The following is an 18,357-nucleotide window of genomic DNA, read 5'->3' as shown; positions in this document are numbered from 1 at the left end:
TTGATCGGATGAGGCTGATTGTGGAACGCCGAAGCTGTCATCGGGATTTCGGCCAGATTACAAATCCGTCATCTTTTCGCAGCCCGGCCTGGCAACGGCGAGAATTCCAGCCAGGAGTGGCACCGTGAAGCTATTGATCGTTGAAGACGAGCCCAAGACGGGCGACTACCTGCAGCAAGGCCTGCGCGAAGCCGGCTTCGCCGTCGAGCTGACCACCACCGGACCGGACGGGCTGCACCTCGCGCTCGAAGGCGATCACGACCTGCTGATCCTCGACGTGATGCTGCCGGGCCTGAATGGCTGGCAGCTGCTGCAGCGCCTGCGGGAGCAGGGCCGCAAGGTGCCGGTGCTGTTCCTGAGCGCGCGCGATCAGGTCGAGGACCGCGTCAAGGGGCTGGAGCTCGGCGCCGACGACTACCTGGTCAAGCCGTTTTCCTTCGCCGAGCTGCTGGCCCGGGTACGCACCATCGTGCGCCGTGGCCGCTCGGGCGTGGAGACCACCGTGCTGCGGGTGGCCGACCTCGAACTCGACCTGCTGCGCCGGCGCGTCAGCCGTGGCGGCAAGCGCATCGACCTGACCGCCAAGGAGTTCGGCCTGCTCGAACTGCTGCTGCTGCGCCAGGGCGAGGTGCTGCCGCGCTCGCTGATCGCATCCCAGGTCTGGGACATGAACTTCGACTCCGACACCAACGTGATCGAGGTCGCGGTGCGGCGCCTGCGCGCCAAGATCGATGACGGCTTCGAGCCCAAGCTGATCCAGACCGTGCGCGGCATGGGCTATGTGCTGGAACTGCCGCAGTCGTGATGCGGCGCTTCTCGCTGACCACCCGTCTCACGGCGCTCCACAGCGGGGTCTCGGCCGCCCTGCTGCTGGGGATGACGGGCATCACCGTCGTCGCGGTGGATCGGCATTTCGAGCAGCTCGACCACGACACCCTGCGCGACAAGATCCATCTGGTGCAGGACATCGTCGCCAAGGCGAGCTCGCCGACCGATCTGCGGGGCCGGCTCGACGATGCGCTGCAGAATCACCCGGATCTGTTTGTCCGGGTCGACAACGCGGCCGACCGCGTGCTGTACTCCACCGCCAGCTTCCGCTTTCCCGAGGCCATCGTCAGCGCGGCTGCGGGGACGACCGCGCCAGCCTTCTCAAGCTGGCGGGATGACAGCCGGGAATACCGGGCGCTGAGCGCGACCGCGCCGCGCCAGCCGGCCCTGGGCGGCGAGCTGCGGGTCTGGGCCGCCGTCGATACCCTGCACCACGCCCACTTCATCCATTCGCTGCGGATGGCGCTCTGGCTCTACGCGGCCCTGGCCGCCTGCCTGAGCGGGATGCTGGGCTGGTGGGCGGCCCGCATGGGTCTGGCGCCGTTGCGGGCCATGAAGGCCCGGGCGCAGGCCGTCACGGCCCACAAGCTCGACCAGCGCATGCCCGCCGAGGCCGTGCCGGTGGAGATGGCCGACCTGGCGCAATCCCTCAACGAGATGCTGGAGCGCCTGCAGCGCGATTTCCAGCGCCTGTCGGAGTTTTCGTCCGACCTGGCGCACGAACTGCGCACGCCGATCAGCAACCTGCTGACCCAGACCCAGGTCGCGCTGGCCCAGCCGCGCGACGCCGCCGCCTACCAGGACATCCTGGCCTCCAACGCCGAGGAATTCCAGCGCCTGGCGCGCATGGTGTCGGACATGCTGTTGCTGGCCAAGGCCGAGCATGGGCTGCTGCTGCCGAGCGCGGAGGACATCGCGCTGGCCGACGAGGTCCGGGCGCTGTTCGACTTCTACGAGGCGCTGGCCGAGGAAAAATCGATCCGGCTCGAACTGTCTGGCGATGCCCAGGTGACCGGCGACCGCCTGATGCTGCGCCGCGCGATCAGCAACCTGCTGTCCAATGCGCTGCGCCACACGTCGCCCCGGGGCCGCGTCACGGTCAGTCTGGCGCGCACGCCGCAGGCGGTCTTGCTCCAGCTCGCCAACACCGGCAGCGAGATCAGCCCCGACCTGCTGCCACGGCTGTTCGACCGCTTCTTTCGCGCCGACAAGTCGCGCGCCCATCCCGAGACGGAAGGCGCCGGCCTGGGCCTGGCGATCACCCGCGCCATCGTGCAGGCCCATGGCGGGACCGTCTCGGTCGCGTCCGCCGACGGCTGGACCCGCTTCACCCTGTCGTTCCCGCTGCGCTGAACGAGCGAGCAGGCGACGTCGATGCTCAACCCGCCTGCGGCGAGCGCGGCTTTCCGCTGATGCGATCCCAGTCCTTCAGCGTCTGCTGCAGGCGGTTCTTCGAATTCGGGTGGCCGTTGCGAAAGACATGGGTCAGCCGCTTGCGCATGGCCTCGTCGGGCGCCGGTGCCGCCAGCAGCTTGAGCTGGTCGATCACCAGCATGACGACCTGGAAGCTCTCGGAGTCGGTGGCGAGCTCCAGCAGGCCACGCCCGTTCCCGGTCCGGTCCAGCACATCGGCGCCCTGCTCGATCATGTACTTGACCACGCCGGCCTTGCCCTGCTGGCAGGCCCAGTGCAGCGGCACCAGGCCGCCAGCCAGCCTGGCGTTGAAGTCGGCGCCAGGCGCGAGCAGCTCGGGGGCCAGCGGCCAGCCCGAGGCCTTGATCATTTGCTGGATTTTCCAATCGGTCATCGGGTCGTTGTTTCTGTGCTGGCAGGGAATTGAAGGTCTGGCGGACGCGCAGTCTCTCACAGAGCCGCCTGGATGATGCCGCTATGCTCGCGGTTTGTCCAAATTTCGCGCGCACCATGCTGCTCACCATCGTCTTCCTTGCCGGCCTGTGGGCCGGGCTGCAGAACACCCTCGCCGGCGGCGGCTCCTTCGTCACCCTGCCGGCGCTGATGCTGACCGGCATGTCGCCGCTGGCGGCCAACATCACCTCGACGCTGGCGCTGTTTCCGGCCCAGGTCAGCACCGGGCTGGCCGGTCGCAAGCTCGCCACCGGCGCGGGCAGGCTGCCGTTCAAGGCGCTGTTCTGGATCAGCCTGGCCGGCGGCGTGCTCGGCGGCCTGCTGCTGCTCAACACGCCGTCCTCGGTGTTCGCGCGGCTGGTGCCCTGGCTGGTGCTGTTCGCGACTTCGGTCTTCACCTGGGGCAACTTCCTGCGCAAGCCAGCGGCACCGGGCGCGCACATCGGTCCGGTCGCCGCCGCAGCGATCCAGTTGCTGATCTCGATCTACGGCGGCTACTTCGGCGGCGGCATCGGCTTTCTGATGCTCGCCGCGCTCACCATGGCCGGCCTGCCAGCGCGCAACGCGGCCGCGACCAAGAACCTGCTGGCCGGCGTCATGAACGCCTCGGCGGTCGCGTTGTTCGCGTTCTCGCCCGAGGCCCACTGGCGCGAGGTGCTGGTGCTGGGCGCGGGCGCCGTGCTGGGTGGCATGGCCGGCTCCTGGGCGCTGCATCGCATCAACGAGAAGCTGCTGCGCGTGCTGGTCGTCTGCATCGGCATCACGCTGACGATCGGCCTGTTCCTGCGTGGCTGAAAACCGGTTTTTTCCCACTACTCCATCATCCCGGGACGTCATGGACCCTAGCCACCACCAAGCCGCCAGCGTCGCAAGCTCTGACCGCGCCACCAGTTCGCTGCCCGCAACGATGCTGCCCTTGCCCAGTCGCCTGCCCGGCGTCGGCACCACCATCTTCAGCGTGATGTCGGCGCTCGCCGCCGAGACCGGCGCCGTCAATCTGGGACAGGGCTTCCCTGACTTCGACTGCGACCCGCGCCTGGTCGACGCCGTGGCCGCCGCGATGCGCGCCGGCCTGAACCAGTACGCGCCGATGACCGGGGTGCCGGTGCTGCGGCAGGCGATCGCGGCCAAGCTGCAGTCGCTCTACGGCCGCGCCTACGACGCCGAGCGCGAGATCACCGTCACGGCCGGCGCCACCCAGGCCATCCTGACCGCGCTGCTGGCGCTGGTACATCCGGGCGACGAGGTGATCGTGCTCGATCCCTGCTACGACAGCTACGTCCCTGGCATCGAGCTGGCCGGCGGGACCGTGGTGCGCGTGCCGCTGACGCCCGGCAGCTTCCGGCCCGACTTCGACCGCATCGCGGCCGCGCTGTCGCTGCGCACGCGCGCGCTGATCATCAACACGCCGCACAACCCGAGTGGCACTGTCTGGCGCGACGCCGACCTGCTCAGGCTGCAGGAGCTGCTGGCGCCGACCGGCGTCTGGCTGATCAGCGACGAGGTCTACGAGCACATGGTGTTCGACGGCATGCCGCATGCGTCTGCGGCGCGTTTTCCCGGGCTGGCCGCGCGGGCGCTGATCGTCAGCAGCTTCGGCAAGACTTACCATGTGACGGGCTGGAAGGTCGGCTATGTCGCGGCGCCCGCCGCGCTGTCGGCCGAGTTCCGCAAGGTGCACCAGTTCAACGTCTTCAGCGTCAACACCCCGGTGCAGCATGGCCTGGCGCAATACCTGGTCGACCCCAGGCCCTATCTGGAGCTGCCGGCCTTCTACCAGCGCAAGCGCGAGCTGTTCCGCGCCGGCCTGAGCCGCACCCGGCTGCGCCTGCTGCCCTGCGAAGGCAGCTATTTCCAGTGCGTCGATTACCGGGATCTGGCCCTGCCCGAGCGCGACCTGTCCGAATCGGCTTTCTGCGAATGGTTGACGCGCGAGATCGGCGTGGCGGCGATCCCGCTGTCTGCCTTCTACGGCGACGGCTTCGAGCAGGGCGTGGTACGGCTGTGCTTTGCCAAGCGCGATGAGACGCTACGGGTTGCGCTGGGGCGGCTGGCGCGACTCTGAAGCGTTGCCGGCGAGCGCTATCGACCTCTACCCCCAACCAGGGTTTCCGATCGAATGGCAACTACACAGCGGATGCGGTCGTCGTCCCGAGTCAGCTGGCTGACTGGTACCGGCCAATTGCTGCCATTCGCCATAGTCTGCTTTTTTTGATGAACTCTCCCTCGCTACATCGCCGCAGACTTGCACAGCGTGGTCCCGCAGGCTAAAGCTAGGTTGCAGATTCGGGCTGGCATACTATGCATTTTGATTCAAAGGATATCCGATGGCTCTGCCTATACTTCGCTTGCCTGCCTCAGGAGGGGGCGGAGGCGTTACAGAAATCCCTCACAATGGATCCGTGGTTATTGTCGGTGCCAATGGATCAGGCAAGAGCCGACTCGGCACCTGGATTGAGCGGAATACGGGTGGGTTCGTACATCGAATTTCGGCCCAAAGAGGGCTTGACGTTCCCGAGTACACCCAACTTAAGTCTCTTGAACAGTCAACCAATGACTTGCTGTGGGGAAATGAAAATCCCCAATATGCGAACGCGCAATATAAGTGGGGCCACAGATGGGGAAATCGTCCTGAAACATTCTTGCAGCAGGACTATGGAAAGGTGCTTTCCGCCCTGTTTGCAGCAAACGCCGAGAGAGACAGAAAACACTCTGAGGAGACGCGGATTAAACAGCAGTACATCCCTGTCCCGGATTCACCTATCGACAAGCTAGTTCGTCTATGGCGCGAAATACTCCCGCACCGGATTGTCGCTTTCGAGGACGGGAAAATAGTCGTACGAAATCAAAGTAATGGCGCTTCGTATCACGGTAAAGAGATGAGCGACGGCGAGCGGGTGGCTCTGTATTTAATGGGACAGGTTCTGCTAGCGCCTGCCGGCTCAATCCTAGTGATTGATGAACCTGAGATACATCTTCACAGCTCGATAATGCAGTCGATGTGGGACAAGCTTGAAGAGGAAAAGGATGACTGCCTCTTCGTCTTCATTACTCACGATTTGAACTTTGCCTCGACGCGCGTAAGTACAACCAATATCTGGGTAAGGGATTTCGATGGCGCTAATACCTGGACCTGGGAATTTGTGTCAGAAGTCGAAGAGTTCCCTGAAAGTCTGCTCTTGGAACTACTCGGAAACCGGCGGACGGTGGTTTTTGTCGAGGGAGAAAAAGGCGGCAAGGATCATTCGATCTATCAGGCAATTTATAGGAACTATAACGTTGTACCTCGCAACGGTTGCGACCGCGTTATCGAATCAACCAAGGCTCTTAGAATCAATAAGACTTTCCATCATGTTGACGCGCTGGGTCTAATAGATCGCGATTACCGGACCGAGGAAGAAATCGCAGCGCTGACAGATAGTGGCGTTCACTGTGTTGAGGTCGCAGAGGTCGAAAACATCCTTCTGAATGAACATACGCTTCGAACTGTTGCGGCAAACCAAAAGCTGAATCCAGATGAGGTGCTGTTTCGCGCAACCGTAATGGTACGAGGGAAATTGTCCCAGGACATAGAACGGCAGGCATCGCTTCGAACGATGCGAGCGGTAGAGCATCTCCTTCGAAAGATCGATTCCAGGCAAGTCGGTGGAGCGGCCATCAAAGTAGCATTAGATGCTGTTGTCGCGTCAATCAACGTTCAAGAGATTTACGGCCGAAACATCGCCCTATATCACCAACTTGCGGATGGCGGCTCTCTCGACGAAATTCTCCGGTATTACAACAACAAGGGTTTGGTGCAGGACGTCTGCTCGATCTTTGAACTAGGACGAAACGGCTACGAAAAGTTAGTGTTGAGGATGCTCAATTCTGATGAACGTGAAGCTGTGCTAGCCGGGCTCCGTCAATACGTTCCTCAGTTATGAGGTGGCGACATCACGGTGGGCGACTGCTGTCGGACTGCAAGTGCTAGGTGGTGAATGACGGCTCAGGGTCGGTTGCTGCCAGTCGCCAAGCCTGCTCTGAACGGTCGCTCCCAGTCTAAACCGGCCGTTGACGAAACCATTCTCACCGTCAACTTGTGGCCGAGTGTTGCCCCCCAGAGTCAGGGCATCAACCTGAGTTACACCTCAACTTGGCGTCAGACTGAACGGAAAATAGCCTTCAGACAGGCGTCTTGAGCTGCTGGTGGTATGTGATGTAGGTCTCCTCGCGCTCATATCCCAGTGATTCATACAGCTTCTGTACGATCCTGTTGGTCGTCGCCGTCTCCAGCGTGAGCCGTTGTGAACCTTCATGGGCGAAGTGGTCCGTGAGGTAGTTCATCAGGTGCCTGGCGTAGCCGTTCTGGCGTTCGGACTTGGCGACATACAGATCGGACAGGTAGTGGTAATGGCGCATGCCGAGCGAGCAGATGCCTGGATAGAGCTGAGAAAAGCCAACCGCTTGTCCATCGTTGTCCAGCAGCAGAAAGATCACCGAGCGTTTCTGCTGAATGAAGGCCCGGCATGCCGGCACGTCGCTGGGCAACTCGTAAAAAATCCTGTAGTCATTGAAAAGCTCCGCGATAACGTCGAGCTGAGCCTCGTCGCAGCGGACAACTTGCATTTTCTTCCTAGTTGAGAGATCGGTTCACATGCGCTGGATCAGGCCTGCACCCCTCGTGCGGCCTCGCCCAGCACCTTGGCGGCCCACTGGTTCAGGCTGGTGCCAGCGAACTCCGCAGCGATCAGGGTGGCGCGGTGCAACTCGGGCGGCACACGCAGTATGAGCTTGCCGCAGACGAGCTTACCCGCCCGCCGCCTGGAACCGCCGCAGCTGCTCGATCGCGGTCCTGATCGTCGCATCGGACAGCTGGGGCTGCGGCCTGAGCTTGGCTTCCAGCCGTTCCAGGTCGATGTCCTGCAGCGCCTCCAGCGCCTGGGGGCTGCGGCTGAGCACGAGCTGCAGCGCGATCTCATGCGCCAGCAGGCAGCCGTGGATGCTGGCGATCTGGGATTCGATTTCTTCCTGGTCCATCGGGGTCATCCTTACGATATTCAGCCGCGCAGACTCATCACCGGCCAACGCGTCGAGCTTAGCTTCATCGCAGCGGACAGCTTGCATTTTTCCTGGTTGAGAGATCGGTTCACATGCGCTGAGTCAGGCCTGCGCCCCTCGCGCGGCCTCGCCCAGTACCTTGGCGGCCCACTGGTTCAGGCTGGTGCCGGCAGACTCCGCAGCGATCAGGGCGGCGCGGTGCAGCTCGGGCGGCACCCGCAGCATGAGCTTGCCGCTGGCGGGCTTCTGAGGCACCTTGCCGATCTTGGCGCAGGTTTCGAGATAGTCGTCCACGGCTTCCTCGAACGCGGCGCGCAGCTCGCGCACGTTGTCGGCGTGAAAGCCCACCACGTCGCTGATACCCACCAGCCGGCCCATGAAGATGCCGTCGGCATCATCGAAATCGATACGGGCTGTCTGGCCCTTGTAGGTCATGGTGTTCATGGCTTGACTCCAATCAGGGTGAGGAAATCGCGGGCGTCGGTGACCTGGTAGGGTTTAGCTTCCTTGGCTGGGTGTGGGCGATGGAAGGTACCCACATGCTGGCCGTGCACGAAGCGCACCCGAGAGCCACGTCCCTCGATCATTTCACAGCCGACCGCGATCAGCAGCGCTTCGATTCGTGTCCATTCCAGCGTGCTCGGTGTCGGCTTGCCGAAAATGACCTCCAAGGTCTTTCGATGCTTGCTATTCATGACTGCATGTTAGCGGGTCGTGAACTCAAGTGCAATCATTTTATGCAGTCATTTGATGCCAGTCTTCTCGGCAGCTATGTGAGGCTGGGGCCATTGATCCAAGCAAGCCGTTTTACCCGCCCGCCGCCTGGAACCGCCGCAGCTGCTCGATCGCGGTCCTGATCGTCGCATCGGACAGCTGGGGCTGCGGCCTGAGCTTGGCTTCCAGCCGTTCCAGGTCGATGTCCTGCAGCGCCTCCAGCGCCTGGGGGCTGCGGCTGACACGAGCTGCAGCGCGATCTCATGCGCCAGCAGACAACCGTGGATGCTGCTGATCTGGTATTCGATTTATTCCTGGTCCATCGGGATCATCCTTACGATATTCAGCCGCGCAGACTCATCACCGGCCAGCCGCATTCCTGTGCGCGGCGCAGCAGCTGCGGATCGGGATCGACCGCGACCGGATGCTGCACGGCTTCCAGCAGCGGCAGGTCGTTGTGCGAGTCGCTGTAGAAGTGGCTCTCGGCCAGCGCGTCGAGCGAGCTGCCCAGGCCGCGCAGCCAGTGCCCGACATGCGCGATCTTGCCGGCGCCGAAGCAATGCGCCTCCAGCTCGGGCTGGCTGTCGGCGCCGATCACATGCGCGATGCCCAGCTGGTCGGCCACCGGCTGCACCAGGGCCTGTCGCGTCGCGCTGACCACCACGGTGAACAGACCAGCGGCGTGCAGGCGGTCGACCAGCGCGGCGGCATCGCGCGCGATCGCTGGCAGCAGCGCTTCGGCCTCGAAGCCGGCCCGCAGCCCGGCCAGTTGCGTCACGGGCAACGCGGCATCGATCGCGTGCCGGAAGCGCTGCAGCGCGATGAAATCGAGTCGGCCTTGTCCGTAGTCGTCGACGAAGCGATCGTGCGCGGCAATCTGTTGCGGCTGCAGATGGCCGCGCCGCAGCAGGTAGTCCAGCCAGAGCTGGTTGCTGTCGGCGGCGAGCAGGGTGTGGTCGAGGTCGAGGAAGGCGACGCGCAGGCTTTGGCCGTCTGCTGCGGAATCGGGCGGAGTAGGTCTGTCGGTCATCGGCGGCAAGTCTCTCACAGCCAGCCGGGATGGCGCTGCAACACCGCGTCTCCGCGCGGGATGTTCCTCCCGTTCGGCTGGCGCGCGTTCAGTGCGGCTGCCGGTCCAGGCTGGCGGCGAGCTGCTGCAGCGGGGCTGAAATCGCCACCGGATAGGCCTGTTCCGCTGCGACCCCTTCGAGTCCGCGCAGCGGCTCCGGCAGCGCGGCGAGCTGGGCCGCTGCATGTTCGCGCAGCGCTTCCAGCGGCTCGGGCGGTGCGCTGCGGCGACCCGCGCGCATGACGGGCTGCAACAGCGCCTGAGCGCCGGCTGGCGCAGCCTCGTCGGCCAGCGCCACCAGGTCGCGTTCGATATGGCCGTCCGGCCCGCTCCAGCGCCAGACCTGCTTGGCGCCGGGCCAGGTCGCCTTGCCCTCGGAGCGCTTGCGCCGTGCTCGGCCCGCGTAGCTCTGCAGCTTGTAGACCGCGTCGAGCGCCGGCGCATCGGCCGAGGTGCTCATCGCGGTGCCGACGCCAAAGCCGTCGATCGGCGCTCCGGCCTGCAGCAGGCCGCGCAAGCGCCATTCGTCGAGGTTGCCGCTGGCGAAGATGTCGACCCCCTGCAGGCCACCCTCGTCGAGTATGGTCCGCACCCGGCGCGCGTGCCTGGCCAGGTCGCCGCTGTCGAGCCGCACCGAAGTGACCCGCGCGCCACGCCGCTCCAGCAGCGGCGCGAGTGCGACGATCTTGCGCGCGGCGGCCTCGGTGTCGTAGGTGTCGATCAGCAGCGTGAGCGGCCCGCTCAGTCCGGTCAGCGCATCCGCATAGGCCCGGAAAGCCTGCACTTCGAGCTCATGCACCTCGATGTAGGAATGCGCCATGGTGCCGAACACCGGAATGCCGTAACGCTGGCCGGCCAGCACGGTCGCGCTGCCCGCGAAGCCGGCCAGGTAGCTCGAACGCGCCGCCAGCAGGCCGGCCTCCGCCCCATGCGCGCGCCGCAGCCCGAAATCGACCAGCAGGCTGTCGGGCGCGGCGAGCCGGCAGCGCGCAGCCTTGCTCGCGACCAGCGTGGCGTAATGGACCAGATTGAGCAGGCGGCTCTCGACCAGTTGCGCCTGCGCGATTGGCGCTTCGACCCGCAGCACCGGCTCATTGGCGAAGAACACCGTCCCTTCGCGCATCGCGTGCACCTCGCCGGTGAAGCGCAGCTCGCGCAGCCAGTCGAGGAAATCGGTCCGGAAGCGGCCGGTGGCGCGCAGCCAGTCGAGCTCGGCGGGGTCAAGGCGCAGCTGCTCCAGGAAGTCCAGTGCCTGCTCGATGCCGGCCAGCAGCAGGAAATTGCGCTGCGCCGGCAGCGCGCGCACGAACAGCTCGAACACCGCGCTGCCGTCCAGGCCCTCGTCGTGATAGGCCTGCAGCATGGTGAGCTGGTAGAGGTCGGTCAGCAGCGCGCTGTCGCCGCCGTTCATGTGCCTGGCCCCGCCAGCTGCTCGAAGCGGATGGGCCGCGCGCCAGCCTGCAGCATGGCCTGCTCGGCGCGTGCGCCGTCACCCGGCTGCACTTCGACCGGGCGGATCGCATCGACCAGCAGCAGTACCTCGAAGCCCTCGCGCAGCGCGTCGAGCACGGTGGTCCTGACGCAGTAATCGGTCGCCAGACCGCCGACGAAGAGTCGTTTGATGCCCTGCTGACGCAGACTGGCCGCGAGCTCGGTGCCCTCGAAGCCCGAATAGGCTTCCGCATCGGGCTGGGTTGCCTTGGAGCAGATCTGCGCCGAAGCGGGCAGGCGCGGCCCCGGTGCGAATTCGGCGCCGGGCGTTCCAGCCACGCAATGCGGCGGCCAGGGACCGCCGCGTGTGTTGAACGAGACATGGCCGGTCGGATGCCAGTCGCGCGTGAGCACGACCAGCAGGCCCTCGCGCTCGAAGCGTTCGAGGTAGCGGTTGAGCGCCGGCACGACCCGGTCGCCATCCGGCACCGCGAGCGCGCCGCCCGGCAGGAAATCGCGCTGCAAGTCGACCACGAGCAACGCATCACCTGCCCGCAGCCGCACCGCGCCGGGCAAATCCGGTGTTTCATTCATCGCATTTCCACTCCCTGTTGTTTCCGGATTCTGCGGTGATGCAAGTCTTTGGGCAAGCCAGGCCATGCCAAGGAATGTGGCATGGATGTCAAATCAAGCTTGCCTGGCCTGCCCGTCAGGGGCATCATCGCAGCCACTGCATGCAGGGAGAAAAACAGCGATGGCCATCATAGGAATAGATCTGGGCACCTCGAATTCGGCTGCCGCCGTGCTGCGCGGCGGCCGACCCGTCATCATCCCGAGCGCCGAGGGCGTGAGCCTGGGCGGCAAGGCCTTCCCGAGCTACGTCGCGCTGATGGCCGACGGCCAGATGCTGCTTGGCGAGCCGGCGCGGCGCCAGGCCACCGCCAATCCCGAGGGCACGACCACCGCCTTCAAGCGCCGCATGGGCACCCGCGACAAGGTGAAACTGCGCGAGCGCGAGTTCTCGCCCGAGCAGCTATCGGCCTTCCTGCTGCAGAAGATCAAGCGCGACGCCGAGGCCTTCCTCGGCGAGCCGGTGACGCAGGCCGTGGTCACGGTGCCGGCCTATTTCGACGACAACCAGCGCAGCGCGACCAAGGATGCCGCGGGCATGGCCGGGCTCGAAGTCGTGCGACTGGTCAACGAGCCGACCGCCGCCTCGCTGGCCTACGGCCTCGACCGCGCCAGCGAGGACCTGCGCATCGCCGTCGTGGACCTGGGCGGTGGCACGCTCGATGTCACCATCATGGAGTTCGGCCAGGGCGTGTTCGAGGTCAAGGCGACCAGCGGCGACACCAAGCTCGGCGGCACCGACATGAACCAGGTGCTGTTCGACGCGCTGGCGCAGCGCTTCCTGCAGCAGAGCGGCATCGATGTGCGGCAGGATCGCAAGGCCGCCGCGCGCCTGATGGAGGCCGCCGAGATGGCCAAGATCGAGCTCTCGACCAGCGTCACGGCCCACCTGAGCCTGCCCTATATCGGTGTCGCGGGCGTCGAGCCCCGGCACCTCGAACTCGACCTGGGCCGTGCCGAGCTCGAACGGCTGGTCCAGCCCGTGATCGACCGCTGCCGCCATCCGGTCGAGCAGGCGCTGCGCGACGCGGGCATCACGCCACGGCAGGTCGACCGCATCGTCTTCGTCGGCGCGCCGACGCGCATGCCGGTGGTGCGCGCCTTCTTCGAGCAGATCTTCGGCCGCCAGGCCGAACAGGGCGTCGATCCGATGGAATGCGTGGCCTGCGGCGCCGCGATCCAGGCCGGCATCCTGGCCGGCGAGGTCAAGGACATCGTGCTGGTCGACGTCACGCCGCTGACCCTGGGGGTCGAGACGCTGGGCGGCGTCGCCACGCCGCTGATCGCGCGCAACACGCCGGTGCCGGTCCAGAAGACCGAGACCTTCACCACCGCCGCCGACCTGCAGACCTCGGTCACGGTCCATGTGTTCCAGGGCGAGCGCGCGATGGCGGCCGACAACGTGGCGCTGGGTGAATTCAACCTCGACGGCCTGCCGCCGGCGCCGCGCGGGATTCCGAAGATCGAGGTCAGCTTCGACATCGACGCCAGCGGCATCCTCAACGTCAGCGCCAAGGATGTCGCGAGCGACAGGAGCCAGTCGGTGCGCATCAGCGGCTCGACCCGGCTCGATCGCGGTGTCAAGGAGCGCATGATGCGGGAGGCCGAACAGTACGCCGAGGCCGACCAGCAGCGGCGCGCGTCCGCCGAGGCGTTCAACGAATGCGAGAGCCTGTGCTACCAGGTCGAGAAGATGGTGGCCGATTTCGCCGACAAGCTCACGCCCGAGATGAAGGACAAGCTCGAACAGGCGCGCCGCCAGGCCAAGGAGGCGATCGCCGGCAAGGACCTCGCGCAGGTCAAGGAGAAATCCGAGGCCTTGCGCAAGGTTCTGAAGGAGGCCGGCACCATGGTCTACGTGCAGGCGCAGCCGCCAGGTACCGGGCCTTATCAGGAGGTGCGCTATGGCGCGCCACCGGGCGGATCGGGTGGCACAGCCGGTGGAGGCCCCGCCGGGCCGTCGGCAGCGTCCGGTGGCGCGCGCGTGGTCGACGCCGACTACCACTGAGCGCGGGACGATCCGGATGGCGCAAGCCGGCAAGCGCGACTACTACGAGGTGCTGGGTCTGGCGCGCGACGCCGACGCCAAGGCGATCCGCGACGCCTTTCGCCAGCTCGCGCTCAAGCATCATCCCGATCGCGACAAGTCGCCCGGCGCCGAGGAGCGCTTCAAGAAAATCGCCGAAGCCTATGCCGTGCTGTCCGACCCCAGGAAGCGCGCCGATTACGACGCGCGTGGTTTCGACGGCCTGGGCGACCTGCGGCCCGAGGACCTGTTCGGCGGCATCGACTTCGAGAACCTGTTCGGCGGCCTCGGATTCGACCTCGGCGGCGGCCTGTTCGAACGCTTCTTCGGCGGTGGCGGTCGGCGCCGCCAGGGGCCGGTGCGCGGCGACAACCTGGAGCTGCCGCTGCAGATCCCGCTCGAGCGCGTGCTCTCGGGCGGCGAGGAAACGCTGCGTTTCGAGCGCCAGGTGACCTGCCCGGCCTGCCACGGCAGCCGCGCCAAGGCCGGCACCCAGCCGCATGCCTGCACCGCCTGCCAGGGCAGCGGGCGCGAGGTGCGCAAGAGCCACGAGGGCAATGTGCTGCTCCAGCAGCTGCTGCCCTGCCCGGCCTGTGGTGGCAGCGGCGTCGTGATCGAGCATCCCTGTGACGAATGCCACGGCGAGGGCCGGGTGTTGCGCGCCGACAAGATCACGCTGCGCATTCCGCCCGGCATCGAGGACGGCATGGCGCTGCGCGTGCCCGGTCATGGCCAGCCGGCACCGGTCGCTGGCGGCGAGCCCGGCGACCTCTACGTGCTGGTGCAAAGCCGGTCCGATCCGCGCTTCGAGCGCGCCGGCGCCGACCTCTGGCGCGCGCAGGAGCTGCCGCTGCTCGACGCCGTGCTCGGAGCCCAACTGAGCGTGCCGACGCTCGACGGCGAAGCCAGCGTGAAGGTGCCCGCCGGCACCCAGCCCGACACCGTGCTGCGGCTGCGCGGCAAGGGCCTGCCGCATTTCGGCCACGACGGCCGCGGCGACCTGCTGCTCGGTTTGCGCCTGCGCGTGCCCGAACATCTGTCCGCTGCCGAGCGCACGCTTTACGAGCAGTTGCGCCAGCTGCGCGACTGAGGTGGCCTCAGACCTCGGGCTGCCAGCGCTTGAGCAGCAGCGCGTTGCTGACCACGCTGACCGAGCTCAAGGCCATCGCGGCACCCGCGAACACCGGATCCAGATAGCCCAGCGCCGCCAGCGGAATGCCGGCCACGTTGTACGCGAAGGCCCAGAACAGGTTCTGGCGGATCTTGCTGACCGTGCGACGCGAGATGTCGAGCGCCGCCGCGACCAGCCTGGGTTCGCCCCGCATCAGCGTGATGCCGGCCGCGTGCATCGCGACGTCGGAGCCGCCGCGCGCCGAGGCCATCGCGATCCCGACATCGGCGGCGGCCAGCGCGGGCGCGTCGTTGACGCCATCGCCGACCATGGCGACACGATGGCCACCCTGGCGCAGCTCGGCGACGCGCGCGGCCTTGTCGCCAGGCAGCACCTCGGCCAGCACCTCGCCGGCATCGGGATTCAGCCCGAGCCGGCGCGCCATCGCCTCGGCCGCGCCTCGGTTGTCACCCGAGATCATCGACAGCCGCAGGCCGCGCGCGCGCAGCTGGGCGATCGCAGCCTGCGCGCCGGGCTTGGGCAGGTCGGCAAAGGTGAACAGGGCCAGCGTGGTGAAGCGGCCGTCGGGCAGGCGCAGCGCGAGCGCCGACACGGTCGAGCCCTCATTCTGCAAGGCGTCGGCCCGGGCGCCTAGCTCGCCCAGCCCGGCGCCGAGCTCCTCCATCCAGCGCAGGCTGCCCAGGTGCAGGTGGGCGTCCCGCACCTGGCCGTGGCTGCCGCGTCCTGGCACCGCCTGCACCTCCTGGGCCGCGAGCGCCTGGGCGTCGGGCACGGCCTCGGCTGCCACCACGACCGCCCGCGCCAGCGGATGCGCGCTCTGGCGCTGCAGCGCGGCGGCCGCCTGCAAGGTGCCGGCCTCGTCCACGCCGGGCGCGGTCACCAGCGCGCTCAGGGTGGGCTCGCCCAGCGTCAGCGTGCCAGTCTTGTCGAAGGCGACCGTGTTGATCTTGCAGGCCTGCTCAAGCGCCTCGGCGTCCTGCACCAGGATGCCATGCCGCGCCGCCACGCCGGTGCCGGCCATGATCGCGGCCGGCGTCGCCAGTCCGAGCGCGCAGGGGCAGGCGATCACGAGCACCGCCACCGCCGGCAGCAGCGCGTCCTCCAGCGCTGCGCCCCGCCAGAAATACCAGCCGCCAAAGGTCAGCAGCGCGATCACCAGCACCGCCGGCACGAACACCGCCGCGACCTGATCCACCAGGCGCTGGATCGGCGGCTTGGCCGCCTGCGCATCCTGCACCAGCGCGATGATGTGGTTGAGTACGCTCTGCGCGCCGACCGCCGCCACCTGCAGCTCGACCGCGCCGTCGCCGTTGAGGCTGCCGCCGGTCAGCCGGTCGCCCGGCTGCTTGGGCACCGGCATCGGCTCGCCGGTCAGCATCGATTCATCGACCTGGGTGCGGCCCTGCAGCAGTTCGCCGTCGGCCGGTACCCGCTCGCCCGGGCGCACCTGCACCCGGTCGCCCGGCAGCAGCTCCGCGACCGGGATGTCGACCAACTCCTCGCGCTTGATGCCGTCCGGCAGCAGATGCGCGACCTCCGGCCGCAAGGCGTGCAGGGCGCGGATCGCCTCGGTCGCCTGGCGCTTGGCGCGCGATTCCAGCCATTTGCCCAGCAGCACCAGCGTGATCACCAGCGCCGAGCCCTCGTAGTAGAGATGCGGCATCTCGCCGGCCTCGGCGCGCCACCAGAGCCAGCTGCTCAGGCCCCAGCCCGCGCTGGTGCCGATCGCCACCAGCAGCTCCATGTTGCCGCTGCGCGCCTTCAGCGCATGCCAGGCGGCGCGGTAGAAGCGCGCGCCGAGCCAGAACTGCACCGGCGTCGCCAGCGCGAACTGCAGCCAGGCCGGCAGCATCCAGTGCTGGCCCAACAGCGAGCCGAACATCGGCAATGCCAGTGGCGCCGACAGCAAGGCGGCCAGCAGCACCGGCCAGGCATCGCGCGGCAGGCCGAGCCAGCCTCTGGCGGGTTCGGCCTCGGCGGCTTCCAGCGGCCTGGGCTCGTAGCCGGCATCGCGCACCGCCCGCTGCAGGCGTGCCGACATGGCAACCACATCGTCATCGCCGGACTGCCAGCGCACCCGTACGCTCTCGGTCGCGAGGTTGACGCTGGCTTGTTCGACGCCGGGGATCTTCTTGAGCGCGCGCTCGACCCGCCCCACGCAGGAGGCGCAAGTCATGCCACCAACGCCAAAATCCGTCTCGCGGGCGGCAGGCGCCGCCTCTGTCGCTGTGCTGGCTTGTTCCATGGCGCCAGTATGGACCGGAAGTCGCTACAGTTCTTGACTCCGCCGCCAGCGTGCGGCATCGGCTGTCTGACGCCATACTCCGGCTGCCGATCACCCACTGAAAGGAAATTCGATGCAACAGATCTTCACCGTCACCGGCATGACTTGCGGCCATTGCGAAAAAGCCGTGACGCAGGCGATCCGATCCATCGACCCGCAAGCCCAGGTCAAGATCGACCGCGGCCAGAACCGGGTCGAAGTCGAGTCGAGCCAGTCGCGCGAGGTCCTGGCCCGCGCCATCGCCGAGGAGGGCTACCAGGTCCAGGCCGCTGTGTGAGAAGTCAAATGATAGGAATTACCAGCAATGCATGGGAATTTCATTTGACCGCTGCCTGGGGTGGATGAAAATCGTCCTATTTCTCCCCCCAGGCTTATCCCATCCTGAAGCCATTGATAAAATTTCTCAAGACAGACTTGTCCACAGAAAATCACGAGACGCTGCTAGCAAGACTAGCGTTTGAATAATTTCAATCAGTCAGGGAGACAATATTTTGAAACGCAAGAAAATTTTGGGTCGGTTCAGGTCCTGGCTTTTTTCGCATTTCTACGCTGGCTGTTAAGATTTATGTTTTAAGACCGTCATACGCATGTCTTCTGCCGCACCGGGCGCGACTGCCCCCCTGTTCGAGATCAAAAGTGCCCAGTTGCCGCTGGTAGCGCTGTTGCTGAAGTCGACGCATCTCAACGATGTCGCCAAGGAACTCCAGCAACGCTATGGCGACAGCCCCGATTTTTTCGCGGGCGATCCCCTGTTGATCGATTTGTCCCACCTGAGCGAAAGCGAAGAGGTTCCCGAATGGAGCTACCTGCTGCCCTTGCTGCGCCGTTATCACCTGGTTCCGGTGGCGGTCAAGGGCGGCAATCCCAAGCAGATGCGAGCCGCGCTGCATGCCGGACTCGCTCAGGCCGACGAGGCGATCCTCGGACGCCCCGAGGCGGTGAGCCAGCCCACCCCTGTCGCGCCAGCGCCCGAACCCGAGCCGCACCTCTTGCCCGCGCTGATCGTCGACAAGCCGCTGCGTTCGGGTCAGCAGGTCTATGCCCGCGGCCGTGACCTGGTCGTGCTGGCGGCCGTCAACCCCGGTGCGGAAGTGATCGCCGACGGCCATATTCACGTGTTCGCTCCGCTGCGCGGCAAGGCGATCGCCGGCGCGCGCGGCTATGCCGACGCCCGCATCTTCGCGACCAGCCTGGAGGCCGAACTGGTCTCGATCGCCGGTGTCTACCGCACCAGCGACAAGCCACTGCCTGTCAATGTGCAGGGCAAGCCGGCCCAGGTCAGGTTGCAGGACGGACCCGACGGCGGGAGACTGGTGCTAGAACCCATCATCTGATCCGAT

General features: G+C 66.3%; 19 protein-coding genes. 9 read left to right on the top strand and 10 right to left on the bottom strand.

Features of this window, described 5'->3' with window-relative positions:
* Nucleotides 1-124 precede the first annotated feature (124 nt).
* Entirely contained in the window at nt 125-805 is a 681-nt protein-coding gene (locus PHR85_RS10795) for a heavy metal response regulator transcription factor (RefSeq protein ID WP_300054152.1), read from the top strand.
* The gene (locus tag PHR85_RS10790; RefSeq protein ID WP_300054149.1) at nt 802-2,181 is read left to right on the top strand and encodes a heavy metal sensor histidine kinase; all 1,380 of its coding nucleotides are present in this window, start codon (nt 802-804) and stop codon (nt 2,179-2,181) included. Before PHR85_RS10795 ends, PHR85_RS10790 begins: the two co-directional genes overlap by 4 nt.
* A 25-nt stretch (nt 2,182-2,206) precedes the next feature.
* Here PHR85_RS10790 and PHR85_RS10785 read toward each other — a convergent pair whose 3' ends face one another.
* Complete coding sequence (locus tag PHR85_RS10785) at nt 2,207-2,635, bottom strand: ankyrin repeat domain-containing protein (protein WP_300054146.1); 429 nt, start codon at nt 2,633-2,635, stop codon at nt 2,207-2,209.
* Nucleotides 2,636-2,754: 119 nt separating this feature from the next.
* Between PHR85_RS10785 and PHR85_RS10780 the strand changes: the two genes are divergently transcribed.
* The 3 genes from PHR85_RS10780 (at nt 2,755) to PHR85_RS10770 (ending at nt 6,617) form a co-directional block, all read left to right on the top strand.
* The gene (locus PHR85_RS10780) at nt 2,755-3,489 is read left to right on the top strand and encodes a sulfite exporter TauE/SafE family protein (RefSeq protein WP_300054194.1); all 735 of its coding nucleotides are present in this window, start codon (nt 2,755-2,757) and stop codon (nt 3,487-3,489) included.
* A 112-nt stretch (nt 3,490-3,601) separates the two neighbouring features.
* Nucleotides 3,602-4,759, top strand: a complete 1,158-nt coding sequence (locus PHR85_RS10775) for a pyridoxal phosphate-dependent aminotransferase (protein WP_300054191.1) — start codon at nt 3,602-3,604, stop codon at nt 4,757-4,759.
* Between the two features lie 262 nt (nt 4,760-5,021).
* The gene (locus PHR85_RS10770; RefSeq protein ID WP_300054144.1) at nt 5,022-6,617 is read left to right on the top strand and encodes a DUF4435 domain-containing protein; all 1,596 of its coding nucleotides are present in this window, start codon (nt 5,022-5,024) and stop codon (nt 6,615-6,617) included.
* A 238-nt stretch (nt 6,618-6,855) separates the two neighbouring features.
* Here PHR85_RS10770 and PHR85_RS10765 read toward each other — a convergent pair whose 3' ends face one another.
* The 8 genes from PHR85_RS10765 to PHR85_RS10730 form a co-directional block, all read right to left on the bottom strand.
* Nucleotides 6,856-7,299: a GNAT family N-acetyltransferase gene (locus tag PHR85_RS10765; RefSeq protein WP_300054141.1), complete on the bottom strand. Its 444-nt coding sequence runs from the start codon at nt 7,297-7,299 to the stop codon at nt 6,856-6,858.
* Nucleotides 7,300-7,337: 38 nt separating this feature from the next.
* Nucleotides 7,338-7,538: a toxin-antitoxin system HicB family antitoxin gene (locus PHR85_RS10760; protein ID WP_300054139.1), complete on the bottom strand. Its 201-nt coding sequence runs from the start codon at nt 7,536-7,538 to the stop codon at nt 7,338-7,340.
* On the bottom strand, nt 7,480-7,710 hold the full coding sequence (locus PHR85_RS10755) for a hypothetical protein (RefSeq protein WP_300054136.1): 231 nt from the start codon (nt 7,708-7,710) through the stop codon (nt 7,480-7,482). The genes PHR85_RS10760 and PHR85_RS10755 overlap by 59 nt, the downstream gene beginning before the upstream one ends.
* A 123-nt stretch (nt 7,711-7,833) precedes the next feature.
* Nucleotides 7,834-8,175 (bottom strand): type II toxin-antitoxin system HicB family antitoxin, encoded by a 342-nt coding sequence (locus PHR85_RS10750; RefSeq protein WP_300054133.1) that lies wholly within the window; start codon nt 8,173-8,175, stop codon nt 7,834-7,836.
* The gene (locus PHR85_RS10745) at nt 8,172-8,426 is read right to left on the bottom strand and encodes a type II toxin-antitoxin system HicA family toxin (protein ID WP_300054130.1); all 255 of its coding nucleotides are present in this window, start codon (nt 8,424-8,426) and stop codon (nt 8,172-8,174) included. Before PHR85_RS10745 ends, PHR85_RS10750 begins: the two co-directional genes overlap by 4 nt.
* A 362-nt stretch (nt 8,427-8,788) precedes the next feature.
* Nucleotides 8,789-9,475: a haloacid dehalogenase-like hydrolase gene (locus PHR85_RS10740; protein ID WP_300054127.1), complete on the bottom strand. Its 687-nt coding sequence runs from the start codon at nt 9,473-9,475 to the stop codon at nt 8,789-8,791.
* Between the two features lie 88 nt (nt 9,476-9,563).
* A complete protein-coding gene (locus PHR85_RS10735) occupies nt 9,564-10,925 on the bottom strand; it encodes a nicotinate phosphoribosyltransferase (protein ID WP_300054125.1) in 1,362 nt (453 codons plus the stop codon).
* Nucleotides 10,922-11,539, bottom strand: coding sequence for a nicotinamidase (locus tag PHR85_RS10730; RefSeq protein ID WP_300054123.1), 618 nt, complete (start codon nt 11,537-11,539; stop codon nt 10,922-10,924). Before PHR85_RS10730 ends, PHR85_RS10735 begins: the two co-directional genes overlap by 4 nt.
* A 160-nt stretch (nt 11,540-11,699) precedes the next feature.
* Between PHR85_RS10730 and dnaK the strand changes: the two genes are divergently transcribed.
* Together dnaK and PHR85_RS10720 are read left to right on the top strand one after the other, a co-directional pair.
* The gene (dnaK, locus tag PHR85_RS10725) at nt 11,700-13,583 is read left to right on the top strand and encodes a molecular chaperone DnaK (protein WP_300054121.1); all 1,884 of its coding nucleotides are present in this window, start codon (nt 11,700-11,702) and stop codon (nt 13,581-13,583) included.
* Entirely contained in the window at nt 13,480-14,691 is a 1,212-nt protein-coding gene (locus PHR85_RS10720) for a J domain-containing protein (protein ID WP_300054119.1), read from the top strand. Before dnaK ends, PHR85_RS10720 begins: the two co-directional genes overlap by 104 nt.
* Nucleotides 14,692-14,698: 7 nt before the next feature.
* On the opposite strand, the gene PHR85_RS10715 is transcribed toward PHR85_RS10720, so the two are convergent.
* Nucleotides 14,699-16,978, bottom strand: coding sequence for a cation-translocating P-type ATPase (locus PHR85_RS10715; RefSeq protein ID WP_300054116.1), 2,280 nt, complete (start codon nt 16,976-16,978; stop codon nt 14,699-14,701).
* A 112-nt stretch (nt 16,979-17,090) separates the two neighbouring features.
* Between PHR85_RS10715 and PHR85_RS10710 the strand changes: the two genes are divergently transcribed.
* Both PHR85_RS10710 and minC read left to right on the top strand, forming a co-directional pair.
* The gene (locus PHR85_RS10710; RefSeq protein WP_300054113.1) at nt 17,091-17,294 is read left to right on the top strand and encodes a heavy-metal-associated domain-containing protein; all 204 of its coding nucleotides are present in this window, start codon (nt 17,091-17,093) and stop codon (nt 17,292-17,294) included.
* A gap of 310 nt (nt 17,295-17,604) precedes the next feature.
* The gene (minC, locus tag PHR85_RS10705) at nt 17,605-18,351 is read left to right on the top strand and encodes a septum site-determining protein MinC (protein WP_300054110.1); all 747 of its coding nucleotides are present in this window, start codon (nt 17,605-17,607) and stop codon (nt 18,349-18,351) included.
* The last annotated feature ends 6 nt before the right edge of the window (nt 18,352-18,357 follow it).

It is taken from the genome of Malikia sp., assembly GCF_028687635.1.
Classification (GTDB): Bacteria; Pseudomonadota; Gammaproteobacteria; order Burkholderiales; family Burkholderiaceae_C; genus Malikia.
The sequence above is the reverse complement of the archived record's forward strand: the minus strand, read 5'-3'. Positions and strand labels throughout refer to the sequence as shown.

Bases quoted from the DNA above. Each gene is read 5' to 3' on its own strand.
- PHR85_RS10740 (WP_300054127.1), bottom strand. From the start codon at position 9,475: ATGACCGACAGACCTACTCCGCCCGATTCCGCAGCAGACGGCCAAAGC.
- PHR85_RS10770 (WP_300054144.1), top strand. From the start codon at position 5,022: ATGGCTCTGCCTATACTTCGCTTGCCTGCCTCAGGAGGGGGCGGAGGC.
- PHR85_RS10715 (WP_300054116.1), bottom strand. From the start codon at position 16,978: ATGGAACAAGCCAGCACAGCGACAGAGGCGGCGCCTGCCGCCCGCGAG.
- PHR85_RS10730 (WP_300054123.1), bottom strand. From the start codon at position 11,539: ATGAATGAAACACCGGATTTGCCCGGCGCGGTGCGGCTGCGGGCAGGT.
- PHR85_RS10750 (WP_300054133.1), bottom strand. From the start codon at position 8,175: ATGAACACCATGACCTACAAGGGCCAGACAGCCCGTATCGATTTCGAT.
- minC (WP_300054110.1), top strand. From the start codon at position 17,605: ATGTCTTCTGCCGCACCGGGCGCGACTGCCCCCCTGTTCGAGATCAAA.
- PHR85_RS10745 (WP_300054130.1), bottom strand. From the start codon at position 8,426: ATGAATAGCAAGCATCGAAAGACCTTGGAGGTCATTTTCGGCAAGCCG.
- PHR85_RS10760 (WP_300054139.1), bottom strand. From the start codon at position 7,538: ATGCGACGATCAGGACCGCGATCGAGCAGCTGCGGCGGTTCCAGGCGG.
- PHR85_RS10755 (WP_300054136.1), bottom strand. From the start codon at position 7,710: ATGGACCAGGAAGAAATCGAATCCCAGATCGCCAGCATCCACGGCTGC.
- PHR85_RS10720 (WP_300054119.1), top strand. From the start codon at position 13,480: ATGGCGCGCCACCGGGCGGATCGGGTGGCACAGCCGGTGGAGGCCCCG.
- PHR85_RS10765 (WP_300054141.1), bottom strand. From the start codon at position 7,299: ATGCAAGTTGTCCGCTGCGACGAGGCTCAGCTCGACGTTATCGCGGAG.
- PHR85_RS10710 (WP_300054113.1), top strand. From the start codon at position 17,091: ATGCAACAGATCTTCACCGTCACCGGCATGACTTGCGGCCATTGCGAA.
- PHR85_RS10775 (WP_300054191.1), top strand. From the start codon at position 3,602: ATGCTGCCCTTGCCCAGTCGCCTGCCCGGCGTCGGCACCACCATCTTC.
- PHR85_RS10735 (WP_300054125.1), bottom strand. From the start codon at position 10,925: ATGAACGGCGGCGACAGCGCGCTGCTGACCGACCTCTACCAGCTCACC.
- PHR85_RS10785 (WP_300054146.1), bottom strand. From the start codon at position 2,635: ATGACCGATTGGAAAATCCAGCAAATGATCAAGGCCTCGGGCTGGCCG.
- dnaK (WP_300054121.1), top strand. From the start codon at position 11,700: ATGGCCATCATAGGAATAGATCTGGGCACCTCGAATTCGGCTGCCGCC.